25 protein-coding genes are annotated in these 25570 nt (G+C 73.7%); 22 read left to right on the top strand and 3 right to left on the bottom strand.

Annotated elements, in window-relative coordinates; translation table 11 throughout:
* Nucleotides 1–34: 34 nt before the first annotated feature.
* Complete coding sequence (locus ACIGXM_RS01435) at nucleotides 35–670, top strand: NAD(P)-dependent oxidoreductase (protein WP_396555608.1); 636 nt, start codon at nucleotides 35–37, stop codon at nucleotides 668–670.
* A gap of 86 nt (nucleotides 671–756) precedes the next feature.
* Nucleotides 757–1131 (top strand): VOC family protein, encoded by a 375-nt coding sequence (locus ACIGXM_RS01430; RefSeq protein ID WP_396555606.1) that lies wholly within the window; start codon nucleotides 757–759, stop codon nucleotides 1129–1131.
* 131 nt (nucleotides 1132–1262) lie between these two features.
* Here ACIGXM_RS01430 and ACIGXM_RS01425 read toward each other — a convergent pair whose 3' ends face one another.
* Nucleotides 1263–1997: a cyclase family protein gene (locus ACIGXM_RS01425; protein WP_396555604.1), complete on the bottom strand. Its 735-nt coding sequence runs from the start codon at nucleotides 1995–1997 to the stop codon at nucleotides 1263–1265.
* A 40-nt stretch (nucleotides 1998–2037) separates the two neighbouring features.
* On the opposite strand from ACIGXM_RS01425, the gene ACIGXM_RS01420 reads away from it, so the two are divergent.
* From ACIGXM_RS01420 to ACIGXM_RS01395, 6 genes are all read left to right on the top strand, one after another.
* Nucleotides 2038–2703 carry a UbiX family flavin prenyltransferase gene (locus tag ACIGXM_RS01420; protein ID WP_396555602.1) on the top strand — a complete coding sequence of 222 codons (666 nt, stop codon included), beginning with the start codon at nucleotides 2038–2040 and terminating at the stop codon, nucleotides 2701–2703.
* A gap of 119 nt (nucleotides 2704–2822) precedes the next feature.
* Nucleotides 2823–3284 (top strand): Lrp/AsnC family transcriptional regulator, encoded by a 462-nt coding sequence (locus ACIGXM_RS01415; RefSeq protein WP_035800738.1) that lies wholly within the window; start codon nucleotides 2823–2825, stop codon nucleotides 3282–3284.
* A gap of 8 nt (nucleotides 3285–3292) precedes the next feature.
* Nucleotides 3293–4255: a threonine/serine dehydratase gene (locus tag ACIGXM_RS01410; protein WP_396555600.1), complete on the top strand. Its 963-nt coding sequence runs from the start codon at nucleotides 3293–3295 to the stop codon at nucleotides 4253–4255.
* 73 nt (nucleotides 4256–4328) lie between these two features.
* Nucleotides 4329–5492: an aminofutalosine synthase MqnE gene (mqnE, locus tag ACIGXM_RS01405; protein WP_396555598.1), complete on the top strand. Its 1164-nt coding sequence runs from the start codon at nucleotides 4329–4331 to the stop codon at nucleotides 5490–5492.
* A gap of 74 nt (nucleotides 5493–5566) precedes the next feature.
* Nucleotides 5567–6481: a hypothetical protein gene (locus ACIGXM_RS01400; RefSeq protein WP_396555596.1), complete on the top strand. Its 915-nt coding sequence runs from the start codon at nucleotides 5567–5569 to the stop codon at nucleotides 6479–6481.
* Nucleotides 6482–6585: 104 nt separating this feature from the next.
* Nucleotides 6586–7530: a beta-ketoacyl-ACP synthase III gene (locus ACIGXM_RS01395; RefSeq protein WP_396555594.1), complete on the top strand. Its 945-nt coding sequence runs from the start codon at nucleotides 6586–6588 to the stop codon at nucleotides 7528–7530.
* Nucleotides 7531–7706: 176 nt separating this feature from the next.
* Here the strand turns inward: ACIGXM_RS01395 and ACIGXM_RS01390 are convergent, their stop codons facing one another.
* A complete protein-coding gene (locus ACIGXM_RS01390) occupies nucleotides 7707–8354 on the bottom strand; it encodes a TetR family transcriptional regulator (RefSeq protein ID WP_396555592.1) in 648 nt (215 codons plus the stop codon).
* Nucleotides 8355–8731: 377 nt separating this feature from the next.
* On the opposite strand from ACIGXM_RS01390, the gene ACIGXM_RS01385 reads away from it, so the two are divergent.
* The gene (locus ACIGXM_RS01385) at nucleotides 8732–11284 is read left to right on the top strand and encodes a PQQ-binding-like beta-propeller repeat protein (RefSeq protein WP_396555590.1); all 2553 of its coding nucleotides are present in this window, start codon (nucleotides 8732–8734) and stop codon (nucleotides 11282–11284) included.
* A 444-nt stretch (nucleotides 11285–11728) separates the two neighbouring features.
* The gene (locus ACIGXM_RS01380; protein ID WP_396557324.1) at nucleotides 11729–12793 is read left to right on the top strand and encodes a S1C family serine protease; all 1065 of its coding nucleotides are present in this window, start codon (nucleotides 11729–11731) and stop codon (nucleotides 12791–12793) included.
* A 30-nt stretch (nucleotides 12794–12823) separates the two neighbouring features.
* On the opposite strand, the gene ACIGXM_RS01375 is transcribed toward ACIGXM_RS01380, so the two are convergent.
* Nucleotides 12824–14068 carry a sensor histidine kinase gene (locus ACIGXM_RS01375; RefSeq protein WP_396555588.1) on the bottom strand — a complete coding sequence of 415 codons (1245 nt, stop codon included), beginning with the start codon at nucleotides 14066–14068 and terminating at the stop codon, nucleotides 12824–12826.
* Between the two features lie 308 nt (nucleotides 14069–14376).
* On the opposite strand from ACIGXM_RS01375, the gene ACIGXM_RS01370 reads away from it, so the two are divergent.
* The 12 genes from ACIGXM_RS01370 (at nucleotide 14377) to ACIGXM_RS01315 (ending at nucleotide 25467) form a co-directional block, all read left to right on the top strand.
* A complete protein-coding gene (locus ACIGXM_RS01370; RefSeq protein WP_396555586.1) occupies nucleotides 14377–14793 on the top strand; it encodes an NADH-quinone oxidoreductase subunit A in 417 nt (138 codons plus the stop codon).
* Nucleotides 14784–15431, top strand: coding sequence for an NADH-quinone oxidoreductase subunit B (locus ACIGXM_RS01365; protein WP_396555584.1), 648 nt, complete (start codon nucleotides 14784–14786; stop codon nucleotides 15429–15431). Before ACIGXM_RS01370 ends, ACIGXM_RS01365 begins: the two co-directional genes overlap by 10 nt.
* Nucleotides 15428–16387 (top strand): NADH-quinone oxidoreductase subunit C, encoded by a 960-nt coding sequence (locus ACIGXM_RS01360; protein WP_396555582.1) that lies wholly within the window; start codon nucleotides 15428–15430, stop codon nucleotides 16385–16387. The genes ACIGXM_RS01365 and ACIGXM_RS01360 overlap by 4 nt, the downstream gene beginning before the upstream one ends.
* Nucleotides 16388–16398: 11 nt before the next feature.
* Nucleotides 16399–17346 carry an NADH-quinone oxidoreductase subunit H gene (locus ACIGXM_RS01355; RefSeq protein WP_396557322.1) on the top strand — a complete coding sequence of 316 codons (948 nt, stop codon included), beginning with the start codon at nucleotides 16399–16401 and terminating at the stop codon, nucleotides 17344–17346.
* A gap of 50 nt (nucleotides 17347–17396) precedes the next feature.
* Nucleotides 17397–17882 carry a 4Fe-4S binding protein gene (locus ACIGXM_RS01350; protein ID WP_396557320.1) on the top strand — a complete coding sequence of 162 codons (486 nt, stop codon included), beginning with the start codon at nucleotides 17397–17399 and terminating at the stop codon, nucleotides 17880–17882.
* Nucleotides 17883–17887: 5 nt separating this feature from the next.
* Nucleotides 17888–18535: an NADH-quinone oxidoreductase subunit J gene (locus ACIGXM_RS01345; protein ID WP_396557318.1), complete on the top strand. Its 648-nt coding sequence runs from the start codon at nucleotides 17888–17890 to the stop codon at nucleotides 18533–18535.
* A gap of 6 nt (nucleotides 18536–18541) precedes the next feature.
* Nucleotides 18542–18913, top strand: coding sequence for an NADH-quinone oxidoreductase subunit NuoK (gene nuoK, locus ACIGXM_RS01340; RefSeq protein ID WP_396555580.1), 372 nt, complete (start codon nucleotides 18542–18544; stop codon nucleotides 18911–18913).
* Entirely contained in the window at nucleotides 18910–20883 is a 1974-nt protein-coding gene (locus ACIGXM_RS01335) for an NADH-quinone oxidoreductase subunit L (RefSeq protein WP_396555578.1), read from the top strand. The genes nuoK and ACIGXM_RS01335 overlap by 4 nt, the downstream gene beginning before the upstream one ends.
* A gap of 61 nt (nucleotides 20884–20944) precedes the next feature.
* Nucleotides 20945–22507 carry a NuoM family protein gene (locus tag ACIGXM_RS01330; protein WP_396555576.1) on the top strand — a complete coding sequence of 521 codons (1563 nt, stop codon included), beginning with the start codon at nucleotides 20945–20947 and terminating at the stop codon, nucleotides 22505–22507.
* 12 nt (nucleotides 22508–22519) lie between these two features.
* Nucleotides 22520–24109 carry an NADH-quinone oxidoreductase subunit N gene (locus tag ACIGXM_RS01325; protein ID WP_396557316.1) on the top strand — a complete coding sequence of 530 codons (1590 nt, stop codon included), beginning with the start codon at nucleotides 22520–22522 and terminating at the stop codon, nucleotides 24107–24109.
* A 137-nt stretch (nucleotides 24110–24246) separates the two neighbouring features.
* Nucleotides 24247–25107, top strand: a complete 861-nt coding sequence (gene htpX / locus ACIGXM_RS01320; RefSeq protein WP_396555574.1) for a zinc metalloprotease HtpX — start codon at nucleotides 24247–24249, stop codon at nucleotides 25105–25107.
* 63 nt (nucleotides 25108–25170) lie between these two features.
* A complete protein-coding gene (locus tag ACIGXM_RS01315; protein WP_396555572.1) occupies nucleotides 25171–25467 on the top strand; it encodes a YciI family protein in 297 nt (98 codons plus the stop codon).
* The last annotated feature ends 103 nt before the right edge of the window (nucleotides 25468–25570 follow it).

The following is a 25570-nucleotide window of genomic DNA, read 5'->3' as shown; positions in this document are numbered from 1 at the left end:
GGATCCTGGGGGTGCGAGCACTCTGGAGGTCGCCATGCGGCTCACGGTCTTCGGGGCCACCGGACGGACCGGGGTCCAGTTGGTCCAGCAGGCGCTGGACGCCGGACACCAGGTCACCGGGGTGGTCCGCGACCCGGCCGGGCTCACCGTCCGGCACCCCCGGCTCTCGGTGCGGACCGCCGACATCACCGACCCGGCGGCACTGCGGCCCACCGTCCGCGGCGCCGACGCCGCGATCAGCCTGCTCGGGCCGCACGGACGGGCCGCGAGCGACGTCACCTCGTCCGGGGTCCGCGCGATCCTCGCCGCGCTGTCGGACGAGGGCGTGCGGCGCTTCGTCGCGGTCAGCGCCGCGCCGGTCGCGCCGCCCGCGCCGGGGGAGACGCCGCTCTACCGGTTGCTGGTGAACCCGCTGGTCAGCAGCGTCTTCCGGGAGGTCCACCTGGACCTGACCCGGATGGAGGAGCTGATCCGGGCGAGCGGGACCGACTGGACGGTGGTCCGCCCACCCCGGCTGATCGACCGGCCGCGCCGCGGCGGGGTGCGGCGGGAGATCGGCGGCAACGTCCGGCGGGGCCACGTGCTCGGGCGCGCCGACCTGGCCGCCACCCTGCTCGCCTGCCTGGACGATCCGGCCACCGTCGGGCAGGCCGTCGGCGTGGCCTACTGACGCCGGGCCGGTGGCCCGGCGGCGCGGTCCGGCGGATCCTGGAGCTGGCCGGTGTCGGAGGGTTCGGAGGGTGAGGAGAGGGCGGCATGATCGGGAGCCTGGAGAGCATCGTCCTGGACTGCCACTACCCGGCGGGGCTGGCGCACTTCTACGCGGCCGTGCTGGGCGGGGAGGTGGACCGGCCCGATCCGCGCTGGGAGCTGGACGAGGAGTGGTCGACCGTGCACACGCCCGGGGGCACGGTGCTGGCGTTCCAGCGGGTGGAGGACTACCGGCCGCCGATGTGGCCGGATCCGGCGCACCCGCAGCAGTTCCACCTGGACGTCGCGGTCACCGACCTGGACGTCGCGGAGGAGCGGGTGCTCGCGCTGGGGGCGGTGCGCAAGGACGCCGAGACCGACTTCCGGGTCTACCTCGATCCGGCCGGCCACCCGTTCTGCCTGGTCCGCCAGAAGCCCTGAGTTCACGGGGTGGCGGACTACACGGGGTGGCGCCAGAGCCGCTCGACCACACCGATGATGACCGATGATCTCCCCCCCCCACGAGGAGTCGGCCTGGCGGGCGCCCCCAGAGATGGTCCAGACCTTTGCGGCTAGCCGCCGACCGTCGCCACCGCGCGGATCGGGGCGCCGTCGGCGGCGGCCAGCCGGATCGGGAAGAGGCTGACCGTGATCGGGCGGTCGCGGGCCTGGGCCTCCAGCAGCGGGGTGAGGTCGGTGAGGTTCTCCGCGATCACCCCGCCCTCGGGCCCGCCGAGCAGGATCCGGTGCGCGGCCAGCGCCGGCTCCGCCGCCGCCCCGGCCTCGCCGTCGGGCTCGCCGTCGGGCGCGCCGGGGCCGGGAGTGCGGTCCACGCTCAGCGCGTCCACCCCGACGGTCCGCACCCCCGCCCGGGCGATCGCCTCGGCGGCGGCCGGGCTGAGGTAGGGGTGTGCCAGGTAGCGGTCCGTCCCCCAGAACCGCGGCCAGCCGGTGGCCAGCAGCAGCACGGTGCCCGGAGCGGCCACCCGGGCCAGCGCGGGGGCCAGCTGATCGGCGGTCACCGCGGTCCGGTCCGGCAGCGCCCGCAGGTCGGCCACCACCGCGGGCCCGGTGAACAACTCCAGCGGCAGACCGTCCAGGGTCGGCCAGGTGACGTCCACGTGGTAGGGCGCGTCCACATGGGTGCCGGACTGCGAGCCGAGGTGCACGCGGAGCACGTTCACCCCGGCGGTGTCCGTGGTCAGCACCGGCCGCAGCGCCACCTCGGGGTCGCCGGGGTAGACCGGCATGCCGGTGGTGAGCTGGTGGGTGAGGTCGATCAGGAACGGCGCCGACGGAGAGGTCACCCCGCCATCCTCCCGCGTCGCAGGCTCTAGGGTGCGAGGTATGAGCAAGGAACAGAGGGCACCGAGGCTACCCTGGGTGGTGGGGGTGTCCGGCGCGTCCGGCACCCCGTACGCGGCCTCGGTGATTCGAGCGCTGCTGGCGGCGGGCGAGGCGGTGGACCTGGTGGTCAGCCGGGCCGCCCGGCTGACCATCCTGGACGAGACCGGCATCGCCTTCCGCGACGCGCACTGGCGCACCGACCTGGCCGCCTGGCTGGCCGATGCCGACGCGTCGGAGGTCGACCTGGCCGACGTCCGGTACTGGGCCGCCGGTGACTTCGCGGCCGGCCCGTCCAGCGGCTCGTACCCCGCCAAGGGAATGCTGGTGGTCCCCGCCACCACCGGCGCGGTGGCCGGGATCGCCCTGGGCCTGAGCAAGGATCTGCTGCAACGTGCCGCCGCCGTCACCCTCAAGGAGCGCCGCCCGTTGGTGGTCTGCGTCCGCGAGACGCCGCTCGACGGGGTGACGCTGCGCCACCTGGTCGAGCTGGACACGGCCGGCGCCGTGGTGCTGCCCGCCTCGCCCGGTTTCTACGCCGGCGGCTCCACCGCCCGGGAACTGGTGGACTTCGTGGCCGGCCGGGTGCTGGACGCGGTCGGCGTCCCGCACCGGCTCTACCGGCGCTGGGAGGGCGAGTTGGGTGCGGCCCGCTCGGACGGGGCGTAGGCGGACCCGTCAGGGGAGAGTATGTTCTCTGCGATATCCGGGTTGGTCCGTACGTGGGCCCTTGGATTCCGGATAATGATCTCTGGCTCTGGCTAGGTTCGGAAGGACGCGGACGGTACATGGACACGGTCGACAGACAGCTCATCCAGGCACTCCGGGAGAACGGACGAGCCTCCTACGCCGAACTTGGCCGCCTGGTGGGCCTGTCGGGCCCCAGCGTCACGGACCGGATCAACCGCCTGGAGCAGGCCGGCGTGATCACCGGCTACCGGGCCACCGTCAATCCGGCCTCGCTCGGCTTCGGGGTCACCGCCCTGATCGGCCTTCAACTCACCGACGCCGCCGACCACGAGGACGTGGCGCACCGGCTGAAGGACCTCGGCGAGGTGGAGGACTGCTGGTTCATCGCGGGCGACGACTCGTACATGCTCAAGGTCCGGGTCTCCGACGTGGAGGGCCTGGAGTCGGTGGTCAAGCGGCTCTCGGGGACCAAGGGGGTGGCCCGCACCCGGACCACCGTCGTGCTCTCCACCAAGTGGGAGAACCGGGTCAGCGAACTGCCCCTCGACGCGGGAGAGTGAGGGCCGCCATGGCACTGGTGGGTCTTGAGGAGCTGCGGGCCGCCCAGCGGCGGATCGCCGGAGTGGCGGTCCGGACGCCGCTGATGCCCTGCCCGTGGGCCGCCGACGGCACCAGGCGGCTCTGGCTCAAGCCGGAGAACCTGCAGCCGACCGGCGCCTTCAAGGTCCGCGGGGCGTACAACCGGCTGGCCGTGCTGAGCGCCGAGGAGCGGGCCCGCGGAATGGTCGCCCAGTCCAGCGGCAACCACGCGCAGGCCGTCGCTTACGCCGCGCGGCTGCTCGGCATCAAGGCGGTGATCGTGATGCCGGACACCTCGCCGGCGGTCAAGGTCGCCAACACCCGCTCGTTCGGCGCCGAGGTGATGCTGGTCTCGCCGGACGACCGCGACACGGTGACGAGCGAGCTGGCGGAGCGGCACGGGTACGTCTGGGTGCCGCCGTACGACGATCCGTACATCATCGCGGGGCAGGGCACGGTCGGCCTGGAGATCGGCGAGGACGCCCCGGACGAGCTGGACACCGTGCTCGTCCCGGTCAGCGGCGGCGGCCTGATCAGCGGCGTCGCCGCCGCGATCAAGCTCACCACGCCGGGCGTCCGGGTGGTCGGCGTCGAGCCGGAGCTGGCGGCCGACGCGCAGGCGAGCCTGCGCACCGGCGAGCGCGTCATATGGCCGGTGGCCGACACCTACCGGACCATCGCCGACGGCCTGCGCACCCCGACCGTCGGCGCGCTGCCCTTCGAGCACCTGCAGGCCTACGTGGACGACATCGTCACGGTCGGCGAGGCGGAGATCCGCGCCGCGGTGGCGGTGCTGGCCCGGCGCGGCCGGCTGGTCGCCGAGCCCTCCGGCGCGGTCACCACGGCCGCCTACCTGTCCCGGGCCGGCGAACTCGGCGGCCGGGTCTTCGCCGCCGTGGTGAGCGGCGGCAACCTGGAACCCGCGCTGCTGTCGGAGCTGCTCGGGGGGTAGGCGTAGTCTCGGATCCGGCCGCGGACCCGAGACCGCGGCCATCGGATCGAAGGACGAGGAGGCGGGTCACCGCATGGACGCAGGGCTCAAGCGCGAGCTGGAGGCGAAGGTCTACGCGGGCGAGCGGCTGACCCGCGAGGACGGCATCGCCCTCTACGAGAGCGACGACCTGGCCTGGCTGGGCGGTCTGGCACACCACGTGCGGACGAGGAAGAACGGCGACGTCGTCCACTTCAACGTCAACCGCCACCTCAACATGACCAACGTGTGCGCCGCCTCCTGCGCCTACTGCTCGTTCCAGCGCAAGCCGGGCGAGAAGGACGCCTACACCATGCGGATCGAGGAGGCCGTCCGGCTCGCCAAGGCGATGGAGGTGGACTCGCTCACCGAGCTGCACATCGTCAACGGCCTGCACCCGACCCTGCCCTGGCGCTACTACCCGCGCTCGCTGCGGGAGTTGAAGGCGGCGCTGCCGAACGTCTCGCTGAAGGCCTTCACCGCCACCGAGATCCACTGGTTCGAGAAGATCAGCGGTCTCTCCGCCTCGGAGATCCTGGACGAGCTGATCGACGCCGGGCTGGAGTCGCTGACCGGCGGCGGCGCGGAGATCTTCGACTGGGAGGTCCGGCAGCACATCGTCGACCACGAGACCCACTGGGAGGACTGGTCGCGGATCCACCGACTGGCCCACCAGAAGGGCCTGAAGACCCCGTGCACCATGCTCTACGGGCACATCGAGGAGCCCCGGCACCGGGTCGACCACGTGCTGCGGCTGCGCGAACTGCAGGACGAGACCGGCGGTTTCCAGGTCTTCATCCCGCTGCGCTACCAGCACGACTTCCACGACTCCAAGGACGGCGTGGTCCGCAACCGGCTGATGGCCCGGACCGAGATGGCCACCGGTGCCGAGGCGCTGAAGACCTTCGCGGTCTCCCGGCTGCTCTTCGACAACGTGCCGCACGTCAAGGTCTTCTGGGTGATGCACGGTGTCACCACCGCCCAGCTGGCGCTCAGCCACGGCGCGGACGACATGGACGGCTCGGTCGTCGAGTACAAGATCACCCACGACGCGGACAACTTCGGCACGCCCAACAAGCTGGGCCGCGACGACCTGCTGGAGCTGATCCGGGACGCCGGGTTCCGGCCGGTGGAGCGCAACACCCGGTACGAGGTGATCCGCGAGTACGACGGCCCCGACCTGCTGCGCCGGGAGACCCCGCAGGCGATGCGGCTCTGACCGCGCCCCTGCTTCAGCCCGATTTAGGGTTCGGCGGTTTCTCAACTGCCGCGGGATTTGCGACTATCGATTGCATGTCCGGATCCCATCGCTCCTCCGCCAAGCGCCGCCGCAGTGCCGGTCCCGCCTCCGCGGGCCGGCCCGGCGGCGCCGCCGTTCCGGGTGCCCGGGCGCAGTCCCGGGGCCGTCGCCGCAGGTCGCGCCGCCGCCGCGGGGCGCTGACCGGGACGGTCGCGGTGCTGGTCGCCGCGGCGGTGGGCTGGTTCACGGTCGGCCCGGGCAACCTGACCGGCGGCCAGGCCGAGGCGCTGCCCCGGAGCACCCCCGACCTGCCGTCATCCGCGGCGGGTGACGCCGCCCCCGCCGCGTCCCCGCCGCCCGCCGCCCGGCCGAGCGGCGATTCGGCGATTCCCGGGCTCGGCGCGTCCTTCCTCGCCCGAATACCCGCCGACACCAGCCAGGTGGTGCTGGCCTCCGGGGCCGGCAGGGACTCCTCGACCACCGCGGTCACGCTGTGGAGCCGCACCCCCGACGGCCGCTGGAGCCCCGGCCCCACCTGGGCCGCGCACAACGGTGACGCGGGCTGGACGGCCGACCACACCGCCGGCGACCTGCGCAGCCCGATCGGGGTCTTCACGCTCAGCGACGCGGGCGGCCTGAAGGCCGACCCGGGCAGCCGGCTCCCGTACCACCAGGACAGCGGCTTCGTGGCCACCGGGACCGGTTTCAGCGGGGAGTCGCTGGCCGGCGCCTTCGACTACGTGGTGGCGATCGACTACAACCGGGTGACCGGCACCTCCCCGCTGGACCCGCGCGAACCGCAGGGCACCGACAAGGGTGGCGGGATCTGGCTGCACGTCGACCACGGCGGCCCGACCCACGCCTGCGTCTCGCTGGCCGAACCTGACATGATCTCGCTGCTCAGGGCGCTGGACCCGGCCGCGCACCCGGTGATCGCGATGGGGGACGCCGCCTCGCTCGCGGTGTAGCCCTTACCGCGCAAGGCCTGTTGTGCAGGCCCTACAGCATCCGGGGCCGGATCCTGTCACCGACCGTGAGCAGTTAACGCGTGAGTAACCGTTTGAGTGGCAGCATGACCGGTTCCCGCATCGTGGCGCTCGGCCACTACCAGCCTCCCAAGGTCCTCACCAACGACGACCTGGCCAAGCTGGTCGACACGGACGACGAGTGGATCCGCAGCCGGGTGGGCATCCGGCAGCGGCACATCGCCGAGGGCGAGACGCTCGTCGACCTCGCCACCGAGGCGGCGCAGAAGGCGCTGGCCGCCGGCGGACGGTCGGCCCTGGAGATCGACCTGGTGGTGGTGGCGACCTGCACCGCCGTCGAGCGCAGCCCGAACACCGCCTGCGCGGTGGCGGCGCGACTCGGCATCCCCTCGCCCGCCGCCTACGACATCAACACGGTCTGCTCGGGCTTCTCGTACGCGCTGGCCACCGCCGACCACGCGATCCGGGCCGGCGCCGCCCGCCGGGCGCTGGTGATCGGTGCCGAGCGGATGTCGGACACCGTGGACTGGACCGACCGGTCCACCTGCGTGATCTTCGCGGACGGCGCGGGGGCCGCCCTGGTGGAGGCGCAGCCGGAGGGTGCCGAGCCGGGCATCGGGCCGGTGGTCTGGGGCTCCGAACCGGAGAAGAACGACGCGGTGACCATCACCGGCTGGCAGCCGGTGATCAGCCAGCAGGGCCAGTCGGTGTTCCGCTGGGCCACCACCCAGATCGCCCCGCTGGCCCGGCGGACCTGCGAGCGGGCCGGGCTGGACCCGAGCGAGCTCAAGGGCTTCGTGGCCCACCAGGCCAACCTGCGGATCATCGACGCGATCGCCAACAAGCTCGGCGCGCCCGACGCGGTGATCGCGCGGGACGTGGTGGACTCCGGCAACACCTCGGCCGCCTCGATCCCGCTGGCGCTGAGCAAGCTGGTCGAGCGCGGCGAGCTGGTCACCGGCGACCCGGTGCTGCTCTTCGGCTTCGGCGGCGGTCTGGCCTACGCCGGCCAGGTCGTCCGCTGCCCCTGAGCAGCCGGACGGCAGTGTGGGCGGGACCCCTTCCGGGTCCCGCCCACAGGCGTTTTCGGCCGCGCGTTTGCGGTACGTCGGCGAACCTCCCCCGAGGACACGGCCGCCGCCCGACGTCCCCGGACAGGCGGCCGGGGGTACGCGCGAGCACAGGTACTGCGTGGTCGTAGGGGTGGCTATCTGGGTGGCTTCTTGCCGGTGACGCCCAGGTAGACCAGGGGGGCGAGGGTGGGTTTGAGGTCCTTGACCTTGACGCCCCAGGAGGTGAACGCCTTCTGGTGCTCGGCCGCCGAGGCGAGCAACGAGATCAGCGAACCGGCCACCGCCGCGGCGTCCTGCGCCTTGTCGGCCTGGCCCTTGGCCTGGAGGTCCTTGATGGCATCCGAGAGTGGTTTGGCCACCGCGTTGAGGACCGTCATGCGGATCTTGAAGAACCGCTTGTCCCCTTCCGCGGCACCGAGTGTGACCACTCGCAGAATGGCATCGTTCTTGCGCCAGAAGGCAAGGAATCCGTCCACCAGATCTTCGGAGGTGGTGGTGCCGGACTTTCCTGCCCAGGACTTTCCATCGACGAGCGCTTTGAGCTCGACGCTGTCCTTGGCCATTTCCTCAGCGATCTCAAGGACGGCGCCCTCGACATCGGGGAAGTACTGGTAGAAGGTCGCGGGGGAGGTACCTGCCATACGGGCGACGTCGATGACCTTGACGTCCCGGTACGGCGACGTGCTGAGCATCTCGCGGAGGCAGTCGAGCAGCTTCTGCCGCGTCTCCTGTCCGCGTCGCCCGGCGACGCGACCGTCGACGGTGCGAACTTGTCCTGTCATGCCGTCAGCTTACCGCGCACCGATCATGGCGCGATTCGGTGATGCGACTATTAGTCCGGCCGGGGGTGGTAATGGGGCTCGGATAGCGATATTTCGAAGCCCCCCCGTGTGCTGATGGCGGCACAGAGTGACGGCGAGTGGACTGAAGCCAGGTCGGGTAGCTCTCCGTAGCCTTCCGCGTGAATGCGGTGAACGGCGAGGAGGCGTCAGTTGGTGCCGAACCGGACCGAACCGACGGCACGACAGCGGGAACCGGCCACCTTGGCGCGACACGGCCCCCGGCCCGGCAGGGGGAGATTGGCTCAGACGGCGGGGGCATTGGACAATCGTCTCCGGCCCCCGAACGGGTGGCGCGCGGACGGGGAGGTGGCAGCCGAGTGAACCAGCTGACGGCGCAGGATCCGAGACGGATCGGGCCCTTTGAGGTGCTCGGACGCCTGGGCGCCGGTGGGATGGGGCTGGTCTATCTGGCACGCTCCGCGTCCGGCCGGCGGGTGGCGATCAAGACGGTCCGCGGGGAGCTGGCCGAGGACGAGCTGTTCCGGGTCCGCTTCGCGCGGGAGATCGCGGCGGCGAAGACCGTGGGGGGCTTCTACACGGCCGCGGTGGTGGACGCCGACGCGGACGCCCCGGTGCCCTGGCTGGCCACCGCGTACGTGCCGGCGCCCTCGCTGGAGGACCTGGTCGACGCCTGCGGGCCGCTGCCGGTGGACGCCACCCGGTGGCTGGTCGCCGGGATCGCCGAGGCGTTGCAGTCCATCCATGCGGCGGGTCTGGTGCACCGTGACCTGAAACCGTCGAACGTGCTGGTGGTCGAGGACGGCCCGCGGGTGATCGACTTCGGGATCGCCGCCGGGGTCTCGCACACCCGGCTGACCATGACCAACGTCGCGGTCGGCACCCCCGCCTACATGTCGCCCGAGCAGGCCAAGGACAGCCGCAGCGTGACCGGGGCGAGCGACGTCTTCTCGCTCGGCTCGCTGCTGGTCTTCTGCGCCACCGGGCACCCGCCCTACCACGGCGGCAACCCGGTGGAGACGGTCTTCAAGCTGCTGCGTGAACAGCCGGACCTGTCCGGGTTGCCGGTGGAGCTGGTGGACCTGGTGCGGGCCTGCATGCGGCCGGCGCCCGAGCACCGGCCGACGCCGGCGCAGATCCAGGCCGAGCTGGCGCCGCACCTGTTCTCCCGCGACGATGCCGGCGAGGAGGGCGGCGACTGGCTGCCGCCGGTCGCGCTGGACCTGATCGAGCGCAAGCGGCGGGGTCGTCAGCTGCCCGGGGCACGGGCGGCTGCCCCGGCGCCGGGGGCTTCGGCGGCTTCGGCCGCGGTGGCCGCCCCGCCGATGCCCGCGATGCCGCCCGGGCCGCCGGCCCCGACCGGGCGCGGTGGCGTCCCGGATCCGTACCTGGCGGCCGGGCCGGACGCCGGGTGGCGGTCGGTCGCGCCGCCGCGCAGGCCCGAGCCGGTCGATCCGCGTACGCTGGGCGGCGGCCAGCAGGTCGGCCCGCCGAGCGCGCGGCCCACCGGCGGTGGCTCGGCGCTGGACGGCGAGGTCTCCACCGCCAAGCTGGGCGCGGCCCGGCGGCACCGGCGCGAACCCATGGCCGAGGAGATCCGGCTCTCGGGGGCCTCGGTGGGTATAGGACCGGGCCCGCAGGCGCACGGCCCGGAGCCGGACCGGGTGACCGGCGGTTCGGCGCCGGCCGAGACGAACTGGGTCCGGCGGACGGCCGCGCACGCCGCACCGGCCACCCCGCCGGCCATCCCACCGGCCATCCCACCGGCCACTCCTTCGGCCACTCCTTCGACGGGGGCGACGGTGCAGGGGCCGTGGCGGCCGTGGCGGTTCCGGATGTCCAACGACGTCTGGGGCACCCCGGTGGCCGCCGACGGCACGCTGTTCATCTCCAGCTTCGAGGTGCACGCGCTGGACATCGCCTCCGGCCGGCGCCGCTACAAGACCCGGGACGTCGCCTGGGCGGTGGCGGTCGGCGCGGGCCGACTGCACGCCGCCGACGGTCCGCACCTCTACACCGTCGACGTGCGGGACGGCGGCGAGCTGTGGCGCACCTCGCTGGACGGCTGGGTCTACTCGCTGGACGTCGCGGACGGGGTGCTCTGCTGCGGCGTGCGCGGCGGCGGGGTGCAGGTCCGCTCGGCCGCCAACGGCGCCGAGCTGTGGCAGGCCGGCGACGCCCAGCAGGACTACGAGAACCCGCAGTCCGGGCCGGCCCTGGTGGCCGGCGCGCTCTGCTACTACGGCGGCGGGCGGCTGCGCTGCGCCGATCCGCGGACCGGGCGGCTGCACTGGGCGTTCCCGGTCGGCGAGGACGTGCCGTCCCGCCCGACCGCCCGCGGCGGGCTGTTCTACGTCACGGCGGGGACCAAGGTCTACGCGCTGGACGCGGTGACCGGCGTCGAGCGGTGGCGGTTCGAGGCGCCGGTGGTGCTCTTCACCCCGCCGACGCTGGACGACTCCCCGGCACCGGCCGTCTACGTGGCCGACTACCTGGGCACCCTGTACGCCCTGGACGGCGCGACCGGCCGGGTCCGCTGGCAGGCGCGGACGGCCAGTCGGCAGGGCGCCGAGCCGGTGGTGGTCTCCGGGAGCACCGCGCTGATCGCCAGCGGCGAGACGCTCTACGCCTTCGAGACGGGGGCCGGGCGCGAGCTGTGGCGGTACGCGGCGCGCGGCGAGATCGTCGGTACGCCGGCCGCCGCCGACGGCCTGGTGCACCTGGGCAGCCGGGACCACTCGCTGCACACGGTGGACCTGGCGACCGGTCGGCTCCGCTGGGAGCTGGGCACCAAGGGTGAGCTGACCGGCTCTCCGGTCGCGGTCGGCGGGCGGGTCTTCGCCAGCAGCAAGGACCGCTGCGTATACGCACTGGATGCGGCCTACGGCACGGCGGTGCCCGAGCGCCGCTGACGGACCGGCTGGCGGGCCGGACGACGGGCTGGACGACGGGCTGGACGACGGGTCGGACGACGGGGGGGGGGGGGGGGGGGGGTGGGGGGGGGGGGGGGGGGGGGGGGGCGGGGGGGGGGGGGGGGGGGGGGGGCCCCCCCCCCCCCCCCCCCCCCCGCCCGTCGGCGTGCCATTGCCGTCCAAACGGACATACGGGTGGAATGCTGGCAAAACTTGGCCTGGTGTCCCGCTGTGGCGCGTTCGCGCGCCCGTTCGGCCTGCCGGGCGCCGTGGCCGTCCGCGCGTACGGAACCGGAGGCAGCTCAGGTGCATCCCACGAAGGACCACACCCGCCCGATCCCGGCCGGCCCCCGCCCGACCGGCCCGAAGGCCGTCGAGGGACTGCCCGGGGGGCCGCTCGGGGGTCCACCGGCCGGGTGCCGGCCGCGCGCCGGCCGGGCCGCCCTGCCGGCCGCGGCGGTGCTCGCGGCGGTGCTGGTGGTGAGCGGCTGCACCCGCACCGCGTCCTCGACCTCGTCCTCCTCCGCGTCGACCAGCGCCACGCCCGCGGCCGCCGACTCCGGCGGACCAGCGGTCAGTGACCAGTTGCAGAACGACTACCAACGGGTCATCGGCAACGTGCTGCCCTCGGTGGTGCAGATCACCACCGGGTCCGGGCTCGGCTCCGGGATCGTCTACGACGACAAGGGCGACATCGTCACCAACGCGCACGTGGTGGGCAACGCCAGCAGCTTCCAGGTGACCCTGGCCAACAGCACCAAGACGCTGGACGCCACGCTGGTCGGCAGCTACCCGGACGACGACCTCGCGGTGGTCAAGCTGAGCAGCCCGCCGAGCGGGCTGCGGCCGGCGGCGTTCGGGGACAGCGACAAGGTCGAGGTCGGCCAGATCACCCTGGCCATGGGCAGCCCGCTGGGGCTGTCCAGCAGCGTGAGCGAGGGCATCGTCTCGGCCGTCGGCCGGACCGTCTCGGAGCCGCAGGGCGGCGGCTCGCCCGGCGCCACCATCGGGAACATGGTGCAGACCTCGGCCGCGATCAACCCCGGCAACAGCGGTGGCGCCCTGGTCAACCTGGCCAGCCAGGTGATCGGCATCAACACCCTGGCCGCCACCGAGCCCGAGCTGGGCGGCGGCGCGGCCCCGGGGATCGGCTTCGCCATCCCGAGCGTCACCATCACCAACATCGCCGACCAGCTGATCAAGCAGGGCAAGGTCACCAACTCGGGCCGGGCGGCGCTCGGGATCGTCGCCCGGACCTTCATCGGCAGTGACTTCAAGCCGGCCGGCGTGGTGGTCGTCAGCACCACCTCGGGCGGGCCGGCGGCCTCGGCCGGGCTCCAGGCGGGCGACGTGATCACCCAGCTCGGCAGCACCCCGATCACCACGCTGAGCTCGCTGAGCACCGCACTGGCCTCGCTGCAGCCCGGCAACAAGGTCAGTGTCAACTACACCCGCAACGGGCAGGGCCAGACCGCCGAGGTCACCCTCGGGACGCTCGGCAGCTCCTGACCCGTCCGCCGCCCGCCGGCCCGGCTCGGCTCAACGGGCGGCGCCGCGCGGGGCGCGGGTGCGCCAGGGCAGCTCGACCGTCACCGTGGTCGGGCCGCCGGCGGGGCTCTCCACCAGGAAGACGCCGTCCACCGCGCGCACCCGCTCGGCCAGGCCGGCCAGCCCGCCGCCTGGCCGGAACCCGCCGTCCGGCCCCACCGCGCCGCCCCGGCCGTCGTCGCCGACCTGGAGCATCAGCCGGTCCGCCGAGCGCCAGACCTCGACCGTGGCGCTGGTGGCGCCGGCGTGCTTCGCGGTGTTGGTGAGCAACTCGCTGACGGTGAAGTAGGCGATCCCCTCGACCGCGGAGTCCGGCCGCTCGACCGTGCCGTCGGGGCCGCGCAGCTCCACGCTGACGCTCACCCCGCCGGGCACCGTGCAGCGGGCCGCCACCGAGGAGAGCGCCGCGTCCAGCCCGCGGTCCGTCAGCACGGCCGGGTGGATGCCCCGGGCGAGATCACGCAGCTCCTGCAGGGCCAGCTTGACCTCGCCGTGCGCGGCACCGACCATCTCGGCCGCGGCGGCCTGCTCGCCGGTCAGCTCGGTGTCCAGCAGCTTCTCCTTGGCCAGACCGAGGTCCATGGCCAGGGCGACCAGCCGGGCCTGGGCGCCGTCGTGCAGGTCGCGCTCGATCCGCCGCAGGTCGGCGGCGGCGGTGTCGACCACCGCGCCACGGTCGTCCTCCAGCTCGCGGACCCGCTCGGAGAGCCGGCTCGGCCCGAGCAGCTGCTCCACCATCAGCCGGTTCACCGCCCCCAGCCAGCGCGCCACCCAGGGCAGCGCCGGCCAGCCGATGACCAGGAAGACCAGCACGACCGAGAAGGTGATGACACCCCAGGGCAGCATCAGCACGGAGAACAGCGCCGAGCGCCAGTTCAGCCCGTCGGTCAGCGAGGCGATCACCCAGGCCATCACGCCCGGCCGGGCCGGCAGCAACGGCTCCGGATCGGCCACCCGGGCCCCCAGCGAGGCCCGCGCCCGGACCCGGGCCAGCCTCCCGAGGGCGCGCGAGCCGGTCAGCCCGGCGGCGAACAGCGGCAGCCCGACCACCGTCACCGCGAGGCCGGCCCCGACCGCGAGGCCGGTCACGGTGAAGACGAAGGAGAGGATGCCGACCGGCAGGTTCAGCAGCAGATGGCGCACCTGGCGCCACAGCCGGGCGCCGTACAGCGGCTCGGCCGTCTGCTGCCGCGCGGCCGCGGGGTCGCCGGGGGGTGCCTCGCCGAAGGGCCTCATGCCTGCCGTCCGTCCTCGTCGCTACCAGGGGTGGGTGACCAGCTTGACCGCTCGGCCCGGCCCCGCGCACTGGGGTAGGGTCCCGTCTTCGGCGGGGGATAACCCCACCTCCGCAGGGGGCCCGGCGCCGGGTCCGGGACCGCGGGGGTGTCCACCGGCCGTCTTGCGGAGCGGGCGGGGTTCCGGTGCGGTGCGGTCGGGGACTTAGACTCACGCCATAGACGAGGTTATGGATGTGTAAAGACCCGCGGTGAACCAGGCCGGTGCGCAGGCCCGGGACACGGCGCGGCCGATCTGGAGGCGAACGCATGGAGGGGCCCGTGATCGCTGCCCTCGCGGCCGATCCCGCGGCGGGTGGCGGCTACTTCGACGCCTACGCGGCGGTCGGGCTGCTCGCGGTGGTCGGTGTGCTGTTCGTCGCGGTGGCCTTCACGGCCAACCGGCTGCTGCGGCCGGTGGTCTGGTCGCCGGAGAAGCTGCTCAGCTACGAGTGCGGCGTGGACCCGGTCGGTGAGGACTGGGCGCACACCCAGATCCGCTACTACGTCTACGCCTTCCTCTACGTGATCTTCGCGGTCGACGCGATCTACCTCTTCCCGTGGGCGACCGTGTTCGCCGCCGCGGGGTACGGCGCGGGGACGTTGGTGGAGATGTTCGTCTTCCTCGGTTTCCTCGCGGTCGGGCTGCTCTACGCCTGGAAGAAGGGCGTTCTGGAATGGACGTGACCCACTCGCACGGTACGCCCGGGGCCTCGGGGCCGATCCCGCTGGGCATGCCCGACGCCGCCCGCCCCGGCCCCGGCGCGCTGGAACCGCGCCGGATCGGGCCGCTGGCCCGGTTCGCGCCGGATCCGGTCAAGGTGGTGCTGAACTGGGGACGCCGGTACAGCCTGTGGTGCTTCAACTTCGGGCTGGCCTGCTGCGCGATCGAGTTCATCGCCGCCTCGATGGCCAAGCACGACTTCATCCGGATGGGCGTGATCCCGTTCGCCCCCGGCCCCCGGCAGGCCGATCTGATGATCGTCTCGGGGACCGTGACCGACAAGATGGCCCCGGCCGTCAAGCGGCTCTACGAGCAGATGCCGGAGCCGAAGTACGTCATCTCCTTCGGCGCCTGCTCGAACTCGGGCGGCCCGTACTGGGACTCCTACGCCGTCACCAAGGGCGTGGACCAGATCATCCCGGTCGACGTCTACGTGCCCGGCTGCCCGCCGCGGCCGGAGGCGCTGCTCCAGGGGATCCTCAAGCTGCAGGAGAAGATCGCGGCCGAGTCGCTGCCCGAGCGGTACGCGGCGCAGCCCGCCGGCCCGTCCGTCGGGGCGCTGCGCCGGCCGCTGGTGCCCGGTCCGGGAGGCGTCCAGTGAGCACTCCACCGAGCACCGGACCCGGTGTGCTGACCGCCGAGGGCACGGCCGCGGCGATCGGCCCCTGGGCGACCGCCACCGAGGCGTACCGGCTGCTGACCGTCGACGTGCCGGCCGAGCACTGGATCGAGGCGCTCACCGCGGCCCGGGACGGGCTGGGGCTGACCTACTTCGACTGGCTGAGCGCGGTGGACGAGCTCGCCGAGGGCTTCGCGGTCTGCGCCCACCTGGCCGGCGTCGGCGAGGGCCCGGGCGCCCTGCGGCACCTGCTGCTGCGCGCCCGGGTGCCGCGGGACGCCGCCGTGCTGCCGACCGCGGCGGGCGTCTACCCCGGGGCGGGCTGGCACGAGCGGGAGACCCACGAGATGTTCGGGATCGGCTTCACCGGCCACCCGCACCTGGTGCCGCTGCTGCTGCCCGAGGGCTTCGAGGGCCACCCGCTGCGCAAGGAGTTCGTGCTCGCGGCGCGGGTCGCCAAGGCGTGGCCGGGGGCCAAGGAACCGGGCGAGAGCGACCACGGGGACGGGCCGGCCCGGCGCAAGATGCAGCCGGCCGGGGTGCCGGACCCGAACGAGTGGGGGCCGCTGAAGGGCACCCTGCCGCCGGTGGCGGAGCGGCCGGCCCGCGGCGCCCGGACGGCCCGGGCGGGTGCGGCGGCCGGCGCGGAGGGTGGGCCCGCGGTGCGGGCGGACCGGCCGCGGCGGACCCGGAGCATCACGGAGGGTTCGGCCAGCCAGGCGGCGACCGCGCCCGCCGGCGGGACCGCCACGGCCCCGGCCGAGGCGGCGGAGCCGGCGGTGGAACGGCCGCGCCGGGCCCGGAGCTCGGACGCCCCGTGGCACACGCCGGCGGAGGCCCCCGCGCCCGGGAGATCGGCCGAACCGACCTCCCCCGCGCCCGCGAGCGAGTCCGACGACCAGAAGCCCACCACCCCCCAGGACGGAGACAGCGCGTGAACCTGCTCGACATGCTGCTGCGCTGCGTCGCCGCGCTCGTCGTCATGCTCACCCTCCCGCTGGTCATCGGTCAGACCGAGCACAAGGTGATGGCCCACATGCAGGGCCGGCTCGGCCCGATGTACGCGGGCGGCTTCCACGGCTGGGCCCAGCTGGTCGCCGACGGCGTCAAGTTCGCCCAGAAGGAGGACATCGTCCCGGCCGGTGCCGACCGCCGGGTCTTCCAGCTGGCCCCCGCCGTCGCCCTGCTCCCGTACCTGCTGGTGCTGCTGGCCATCCCGGTCGGCCCGCACGGCTTCGTCGGCCAGTCGATCGACGCCGGGATCTTCTTCGTGCTCGCCGTGATGGGCATCGGCGTGCTCGGCTCGCTGATGGCCGGTTGGGCCTCGGCCAACAAGTTCTCGCTGCTCGGCGGCCTGCGCACGGCGGCCCAGCTGATGTCGTACGAGCTGCCGATGCTGCTGGCCGGCGCCTCGGTGGCGATGGCGGCCGGCACCCTCTCGCTGCCCGGGCTGCTGAACGAGTTCCACTGGTGGTGGATCCCGTGGCAGCTGATCGGCGGCTTCGTCTTCTTCACCGCCGGCCTGGCCGAGCTGCAGCGCCCGCCGTTCGACATGCCGGTGGCTGACTCCGAGATCATCTTCGGCGCGTACACCGAGTACACCGGCCTGCGCTTCGCGCTCTTCCTGCTCTCCGAGTACGCCGGGATCCTGGTGCTCTGCGCGCTGACCTCGGTGCTCTTCCTCGGCGGCTGGCACGGTCCGATGGCGGCGAGCCTGGGCTGGCTCTGGATGCTGCTGAAGACCTTCGCACTGGCGTTCCTGGTGATCTGGCTGCGGGTCACCTACCCGCGGTTGCGCGAGGACCAGCTGATGCGCTTCGCCTGGACCGGCCTGATCCCGCTCGCGCTCCTCCAGCTCGCCCTGACCGGCATCATCAAGGTGGCGATCTCCCAGTGAACCTCCCCGGCTCCGGCCTGGCCAAGGGCCTCGCCGTCACCCTGCGGACGATGACCAGGAAGTCCGTCACCGCGCAGTACCCGGACGCGCAACCGCTGCTGCCCCCGCGCAGCCGCGGCGTGATCGGGCTGCTGGAGGAGAACTGCACGGTCTGCATGCTCTGCGCGCGCGAGTGCCCGGACTGGTGCATCTACATCGACTCGCACAAGGAGACCCTCCCGGCGGTCGACCCGAACGCCCGGGCCCGCACCCGCAACGTGCTGGACCGGTTCGCCATCGACTTCTCGCTCTGCATGTACTGCGGGATCTGCATCGAGGTGTGCCCGTTCGACGCGCTCTTCTGGTCGCCCGAGTTCGAGTACGCGGAGACCGACATCCTGGAGCTGACCCACGAACGGGAGAGGCTCCGCGAGTGGATGTGGACCGTCCCGGCGCCGCCGGCGCTGGACCCGGCCGCCGAGGAGCCCAAGGAGATCGCGGTCGCCCGCAAGGCCGCCGACAAGCTGGCCGCCGCCGCGGGAGGTGACGCCGCGTGAGCGCGCTGCTGCTCGCCACCGGCTCGCTCGCGCCCGCGAGCCGGGGATTCCTCTCACCGACCGGTGTCGAGATCGTCTTCGTCCTGGTCGGCCTGGCCGTGCTGGGCTCGGCGCTGATCTCGGTGACCACCCGCCAGCTGGTGCACGCCGCGCTCTGGCTGGTGGTCGCGCTGGGCGGCCTGGCCGTCGAGTTCCTGCTGCTCACCGCCGAGTTCGTGGCCTGGGTCCAGGTGCTGATCTACCTGGGCTCGGTGGTCGTCCTGGTGCTGTTCGGGCTGATGCTCACCAAGGCGCCGATCGGGCGCTCGCCGGACGCCGACTCGGGCAACCGCTGGGTCGCCCTCGGTGTGGCGCTGGCCGCCGCCGGGACGTTGGTCACCGTGGTGGTGGACGCCTTCCGGACGTCCTGGATCGACCTCGGCGCGGGCGGCGGCAGCGCCCAGGCGACCGGGACCGCCCTGTTCCGGACCTGGGTGCTGCCGTTCGAGGCGCTCTCGGTGCTGCTGCTGGCCGCCCTGGTCGGCGCGATCGTGCTCTCCCGGAGCGGGAAGTCCGACACCTCCGGGCCCCGCCCCGGCCGGCTGCGGACCAGCCGTCCGATCGGCGCCCCCCGCCCCGGCAGCCAGCGGCAGCCTCAGAAGCAGGAGAGCTGACCGCCGATGCATCTCGCCTACCCCGCCGTCCTCGCCGCGCTGCTGTTCAGCATCGGCGTCTACGGCGTGCTCGCCCGGCGCAACGCCGTCCTCGTCCTGATGTCCGTCGAGCTGATGCTCAACGCGGTCAACCTCAACCTGGTCGCCTTCGACGCCTGGCTGCGCGACTCGCTGCACGCCGGCCAGGCGCTCACCCTCTTCACCATCACCATCGCCGCCGCCGAGATCGGCCTCGGGCTGGCCATCGTGCTGCTGCTCTTCCGGGCCCGCGGCACGGCCGACGTCGACCGGATCACCGCGCTCGGCGACCGGGCCGCGGAGGTCCCGGCGGTGGATCCGGAACCCGCCGCAGCGTCGAAGGGCCAGGACGTCTCGTGAACATCGCGCTCCCCGCGCTGGTCCCGGCGCTGCCCGCGCTCGGCGCCGCCGCCATCCTGGCCACCGGCCGCCGGGCGCCCGGCTTCGCCCGTCCGCTGGCCATCCTGCCGGTCGCCGCGGCGGCCGTGCTGGCGCTGGCCACCGCGCTGCAGCTGGGTACCGGCCACACCCTGGACGCGGCCACCCGGCTCGCCCCGACCGGCGGCCCGGACCTCTCGCTCGGCCTCCACCTGGACGGCTACAGCACGCTGATCGCGGTGCTGGTCGGCCTGGTCGCCACCTGCGTGCAGGTCTACTCGACCGCCTACCTGCGCGAGGACCCGCGCTACCCGTCGTACGCGGCGCTGGTCTCGCTCTTCACCGCCGCGATGTTCCTGGTGGTCTACTCGGGCGACCTGATCGTGCTGCTGGTCGGCTGGGAGATCATGGGCATCTGCTCGTACTTCCTGGTCGGCCACCACTGGGAGACCGCGGACGCCCGGGCCGCCTCGCTGAAGGCCTTCCTGGTCACCAAGCTCGGCGACGTGCCGTTCCTGTTCGGCCTCTTCCTGCTGGGCAAGGACGCCGGGACGTTCCGGATCAGCGGCGTGCTGGCCGCCGCGGCGCACGGGCAGCTGGCCCACCCGACGCTGATCGCGCTGCTGCTGCTGGCCGGGGTGGCCGGCAAGAGCGCCCAGTTCCCGCTGCACACCTGGCTGCCGGACGCGATGGCCGGCCCGACCCCGGTCTCCGCGCTGATCCACGCCGCCACCATGGTCGCGGCCGGCATCTACCTGGTGGCCCGGCTGCTCCCGGTCTTCCTGCTCTCCGGCGCCGCGCTGATGGTGCTCGCCGTCATGGCGGCGGTCACCATGATCGGCTCGGCGCTCTGCGCGCTGGCCCAGGACGACATCAAGCGGGTGCTCGCCTACTCCACCGTCGGTCAGCTCGGCTACATGGCCGGCGCGCTGGCCTGCGGCGACCGCGAGGCGGCGGTGTTCCACCTGGTCAGCCACGGTGCGTTCAAGGCGCTGCTGTTCCTCTCGGCCGGCGTGCTGATCCACGCCGCGCACACCAACTCGCTCTCCGCGATGTCCCGGTTGCCCGGCCTGCGCGACCGGGTGCCGGACGCCCGCTGGACGCTCGGCATCGGCCTGGTCGCGCTGGCCGGCCTGCCGCCGTTCTCCGGCTTCTTCAGCAAGGAGGCGGTCTTCGGCGCGGCCGAGCACGCGGCCCGGCACGACGCCCTGACCAACGGCGTCGGCCCGGCCGGCGCGGTGCCGGTCGCGGCCGGCTGGACGGTGCTGATCGCGGCCGGCCTCACCGCGCTGCTCACCGCGGCCTACGCGACCCGGCTCTGGCTGCTCGCGTTCCCGGCCCGGACCGCCGCGCGGCCCACCGTGGAGGTCGCCGCCGAGCCGGGCGCGCCCTACTCGCCCGAGCTCGACGAGGTCTCCGCCGGGCAGGCCGAGCCGCACGCCATGCGCTGGCCGCTCTGGGTGCTGGCGGTGCCGACCATCGGCTTCGGCGTCGCCGGCCTGCGCCCGGACTGGCTGCCCGCGCTGCTGGACGGCGGTTCGCTGCGACCCTCGCTCGCCACCGCGCTGGCCGGCACCGGCCTGGCGCTGGCCGGCGGGCTGGTCACGTACGCCGTCCACCGCTCGGCCAGCGCCCGGGCCGCCGCCGGAGCCACGGTGACCACCGACCCCGGCCGGCTGCTGCTCGGCCCGCTCTACCGCCCGGCGCAGCACGGCTTCGCCGTCGACCGGCTGTACCACCTGCTCTTCGTCCGGCCCGTCGCCGGCGCCGCGCAGCTGGTGACGTTCCTGGACCGCGAGGTGGTCGAGGGCTACGTGCAGGCCTCCGGCGTGGCGGCCAGGATGCTCGGCTGGCTGGTCCGGCGCAGCCAGACCGGCAACGCGCAGACCTATCTGAGCGCGCTGCTGGCCGGCGTCGTCCTGCTCGCGGTCTTCGTGGCGGTCGGCACATGACCCGCCCACCGAACCGCCGTCCCGTCCGTCCGTCCACCGCAGCAAGCCCAGGGAGTCCCCGATGAACGCGGTCCTCATCGCCCTGCTGCTGCTGCCGCTGCTCGGCGCCGCCGTCACGCTCGCCCCGGCCACCGCGTTCGGGCCGGACCGGGAGACCCAGGAGCGTCGCGCGCTGGGCTTCAACGCGCTGGTCACCGGCCTGGTGCTGGTGCTGGCCGTGGTGCTGGCGGCCGGCTTCGACCACGCCCACCCGTCCCGGATGCAGGCGGTCACCGACGTCTCGTGGATCCCGGCCATCGGGGTCCGCTTCCACCTCGGAGTGGACGGCATCTCGCTGCCGCTGGTGGTGCTCACCGCGCTGCTGACCTTCCTCTGCGCGGTCTACTCGCTGCGGCGCCGGCCGGGCGGTCCGGACGCCCCCTCGGCCCGGACCTTCGCCGGTCTCTTCCTGCTGCTGGAAGTCGGCATGCTGGCCACCTTCACGGTGCTCGACCTGCTGCTCTTCTTCCTGGCCTTCGAGATCGTGCTGATCCCGATGTACTTCCTGATCGCCCGCTGGGGGAGCGGTGCCCGGGTGGCCTCGGCCAACCGGTTCATCCTCTACACGCTGCTCGGCTCGGCGCTGATGCTGCTCGGCTTCCTGCTGGTCGGCCTGAAGGCGGGCACCTTCGACATGACCGCGCTGGCCGCCGTGCACGGCCACGGCCTGTCGCACACCACCCAGGTGCTGGCCGCGCTGGCGATCGGCCTGGGCCTGGCGGTCAAGGCGCCGGCCTGGCCGCTGCACAGCTGGCTGCCGGACGCGCACACCTCGGCCCCGACCGTCGGCTCGGTGCTGCTGGCCGGCGTGCTGCTGAAGATGGGCACGTACGGGCTGGTCCGGGTGCTGCTGCCGGTGGTCCCGGGCGGCGCCGCGACCCTCGCGCCCTACCTCGGCGCGCTCGCCGCGGTCGGCATCCTGTACGGCTCGCTGGCCTGCCTGGCGCTGGCCCGGCCGGGCGGCGGGGGCGACCTCAAGCGCCTGATCGCCTACTCCTCGGTCGGCCACATGGGCTTCGTGCTGCTGGGCATCGCCTCGCTGACCCCGGTCGGGGTGAACGGCGCGCTGTTCGCCAACATCGCCCACGGTCTGGTCACCGGCCTGCTCTTCTTCCTGGTCGGCGCGCTCAAGGACCGGTACGGGACGGCCGACCTGGACACCCTGGCCGGCCGCAGCGGCGGCGCGCTGTACGGGCGGGCGCCGCGGTTCGGCGCGCTGCTCGCCTTCGCCGCGGTCGCCAGCCTGGGGCTGCCCGGGCTGGCCGGCTTCTGGGGCGAGGTGCTGGCGATGTTCGGCGCCTTCGACCCGGCCGCCGGGCTCTCCCGGCCGGCCTTCGTCACCTTCATGGTCTGCGCGGGCCTGGGCACCCTGCTGACCGCGGCCTACCTGCTGGTCATGGTCCGCCGGGTCTGCATGGGCGATCCGACCGAGCCGGCCGCCGTCCCCGAGGTCGCCGACCTGCGCGGCTACGAGGCGGTCAGCTGGACCCCGCTGGCCGCGCTGACCCTGCTGGCCGGGCTCTGGCCGGCCCTGCTGCTGGGCCTGTCCGACCCGGCCGTGCGCAGCCTGCTGGGGAGCGGCTGACCGATGACGTCCATGACCCTTGGCCACCAACTCCTGGGGCAGCCCGCCGTGAACTCCACCACCCTCCTCGCCGCCGCGCACCAGGGCTCGCTGATCCAGTCGGTCGACTGGGTGGCGATCGCCCCGCCGCTGATCGCCGCGCTGGCCGCGCTGGTGGTGCTGGTCGCCGACCTGTTCCTGCCGGCCGCCCGCAAGCGGCTGCTCGGCCCGCTCACCGCGGCCGGGCTGGTGCTGGCGCTGCTCGCCCTGCTGCCGCTGACCGGCCGGACCCGGGCCACCTTCTGCGTGTCCGGTGTACCCGGCCCGGCCGGCACCGCGGGCTGCAGCTACGTCGCCGACCACTTCGCGCTGGTCTTCCAGCTGCTGGCGCTCGGCGGCGCGCTGATCGCCGCACTGCTGTCGGTGCACACCGTGGACGAGCAGCGGCTGCCCTCGGGGGAGTACTGGTTCCTGCTGCTCAGCAGCGCCACCGGGGCCGCGCTGCTGCCCGCCTCGCGGGACCTGGCCACCCTGGTGGTGGCGCTGGAGGTGGTCTCGCTGCCCTCGTTCGCGCTGGTCGCCCTGAAGCGGGACGGGCGCGGCGGCGAGGCGGCGCTGAAGTTCTTCCTCTCCTCGGTCACCGCGACCGCGGTGATGCTGCTCGGCGTCAGCTTCGTCTACGCGGCCACCGGCAGCCTGCACCTGTCCGCGATCGCCGACGGGCTCGGGCACGTCCCCGGGCAGCTGAAGCCGCTGGCCGAGGCGGGCGCCATGCTGACCCTGGTCGGCTTCGCCTTCAAGGTCGCGGCGGTGCCGTTCCACTTCTGGGTGCCGGACACCTACACCGGCGCGCCGCTGCCGGTGGCCGGCTACCTGTCGGTGGTCGGCAAGGCGGCGGGCTTCGCGGGGCTGGCGCTGATCACCAACCTGGCGTTCCGTCCGTACGGGCACACCTGGGGCCTGCTGCTGGCGGTGCTGGCGGCGGTCACCATGACGGCCGGCAACGTGGCCGCGCTGCGGCAGCGGTCCGACTCGGCGCAGGGCGCGGTCCGACTGCTCGCCTGGTCCTCGGTCGCCCAGGCGGGTTACCTGCTGGTGCCGCTGGCGGCGGCCGGGTACGCCGGGACGGACCACCCGCTCGGCGCCACCGTCGCGTACGCGCTGATCTACGGGCTGGTCAACCTGGGGGCGTTCGGGGTCGCCGCGCTGGTCGGACGGACCAGTGCGGCCAACCGGTTGGACGACTACCGGGGGCTCTTCGCCCGGGACCGCTGGGCGGCGCTGGCGCTGGCCTTCTTCCTGCTCTGCCTGGCCGGGCTGCCGCCGGGCGTGGTGGGCCTGTTCGGCAAGGTGGTGGTCTTCCGGGCCGCGGTGGACGCCGGACTGGGCTGGTTGGCCGTGGTCATGGCCGTCAATGTGGTGATCGCGCTGTACTACTACCTGCTGTGGTTGGCGAAGCTCTTCACCCCGGCGGAGCAGCCGACCGCCGAGGCGACGCCGGTCACCACGGGACGGCTGCCGGTCTCGCTGAGCGGCACGTTGGCGCTCACCGCGGCCGTGGCGGTGGTGCTCTCGGTCGCCCCGCAGCTGGTCCTGCGGGTGGTGAGCGGCAGCCTGTTCTGAGCCCGGACGGCCGCCCGCCGGGCTGCGGGTCGCCCGGCCGCGTGCGACAAGGGAACCAGGACCCGGCATCCCACCGTTGACCAGGACAGAGGGATGTGAGCAGAGGGCTTCCCACCGCACCACTTGGAGGGGCTGCCGTGCACCGCCAGCACAACGGTTTGAGGACCGCCGTACTCCTCGGTGGGCTGTCGGCACTGATCCTCGTGATCGGCAGCTTCTTCGGCCGGACCGGGCTGCTGGTCGCCCTGGTGGTCGCACTCGCCACCAACGGCTACGCCTACTGGAACAGCGACAAGCTGGCGCTGCGGGCCATGCGGGCCCGCCCGGTCAGCGAGATCGAGGCGCCCTGGCTCTACCGGATCGTCCGCGAGCTCTCCACCTCGGCCCGGCAGCCGATGCCCCGGCTCTACCTCTCCCCGACGCCCGCGCCCAACGCCTTCGCGACCGGCCGCAACCCGCGCAACGCCGCGGTCTGCTGCACCGACGGCATCCTGCAGCTGCTGGACGAGCGCGAGCTGCGCGGCGTCATCGGCCATGAGCTGAGCCATGTCTACAACCGCGACATCCTGATCTCGTCGGTGGCCGGAGCGCTGGCCTCGGTGATCATGTTCCTGGTGAACTTCGCCTGGCTGATCCCGTTCGGCCGCAACGAGGACGACGACGGACCCGGGCTCTTCGGCATGCTTGCCATCATGATCCTGGGCCCGCTCGCCGCCACGCTCATCCAGCTGGCCGTCAGCCGCTCCCGGGAGTACCAGGCGGACGCCGACGGCGCGCGGATCACCGGGGATCCGCTCGCCCTGGCCAGCGCGCTGCGCAAGCTGGAGGACGGCACCCAGCGGCTGCCGCTGCCACCCGAGCCGCAGTTGCAGACGGCCAGTCATATGATGATCGCCAGCCCGTTCCGCCGTGGTGAGGCGGGCACCCGACTCTTCTCCACCCACCCGCCGATGGCCGAGCGGATCGCCCGCCTGGAGCGGATGGCGGGCCGCCGGTGACCCCGGCCGTCCGGTCCCGTTCGGTTGGCCCCACCAGGCCGGAGTCCCCGGAGACCTCCTGACATGTTCGTCGTGACCCTGACCTACACCGTTCCGCTGGACAAGATCGACCTGCTGCTGCCCGAGCACATCGGTTGGCTCGACGAGCAGTACGCCGCGGGGGTGATCCTCGCCTCGGGCCGCCAGGTGCCGCGGGTCGGCGGGGTGCTCCTGGCCCAGGCCGCCGACCGCGCGACGCTGGAGGCGATCCTGGCCACCGACCCGTTCGCCGAGGCCGGCGCGGCGAGCTACCAGGTCACCGAGTTCCTGCCGACCCGGACCGTCCCGGAGCTGGCCCACCTGGGCGTCGGTCCGGCCTGACCCCGTCACCCGCCCGAGGGGCCCCGTCCGGGTGCGGCTCGCCCGCGGTTCACCGCGGGGTCGCCTCCCGTGGGAAGGCCTGTCGCGAGGGCCGGTGCCGCCC

It is taken from the genome of Kitasatospora sp. NPDC052896 (assembly GCF_044547075.1).
In the GTDB taxonomy this organism is placed as follows: Bacteria; Actinomycetota; Actinomycetes; order Streptomycetales; family Streptomycetaceae; genus Kitasatospora.
Note: the sequence above shows the minus strand (reverse complement) of the source record. Positions and strands in the feature narration are given on the sequence as shown.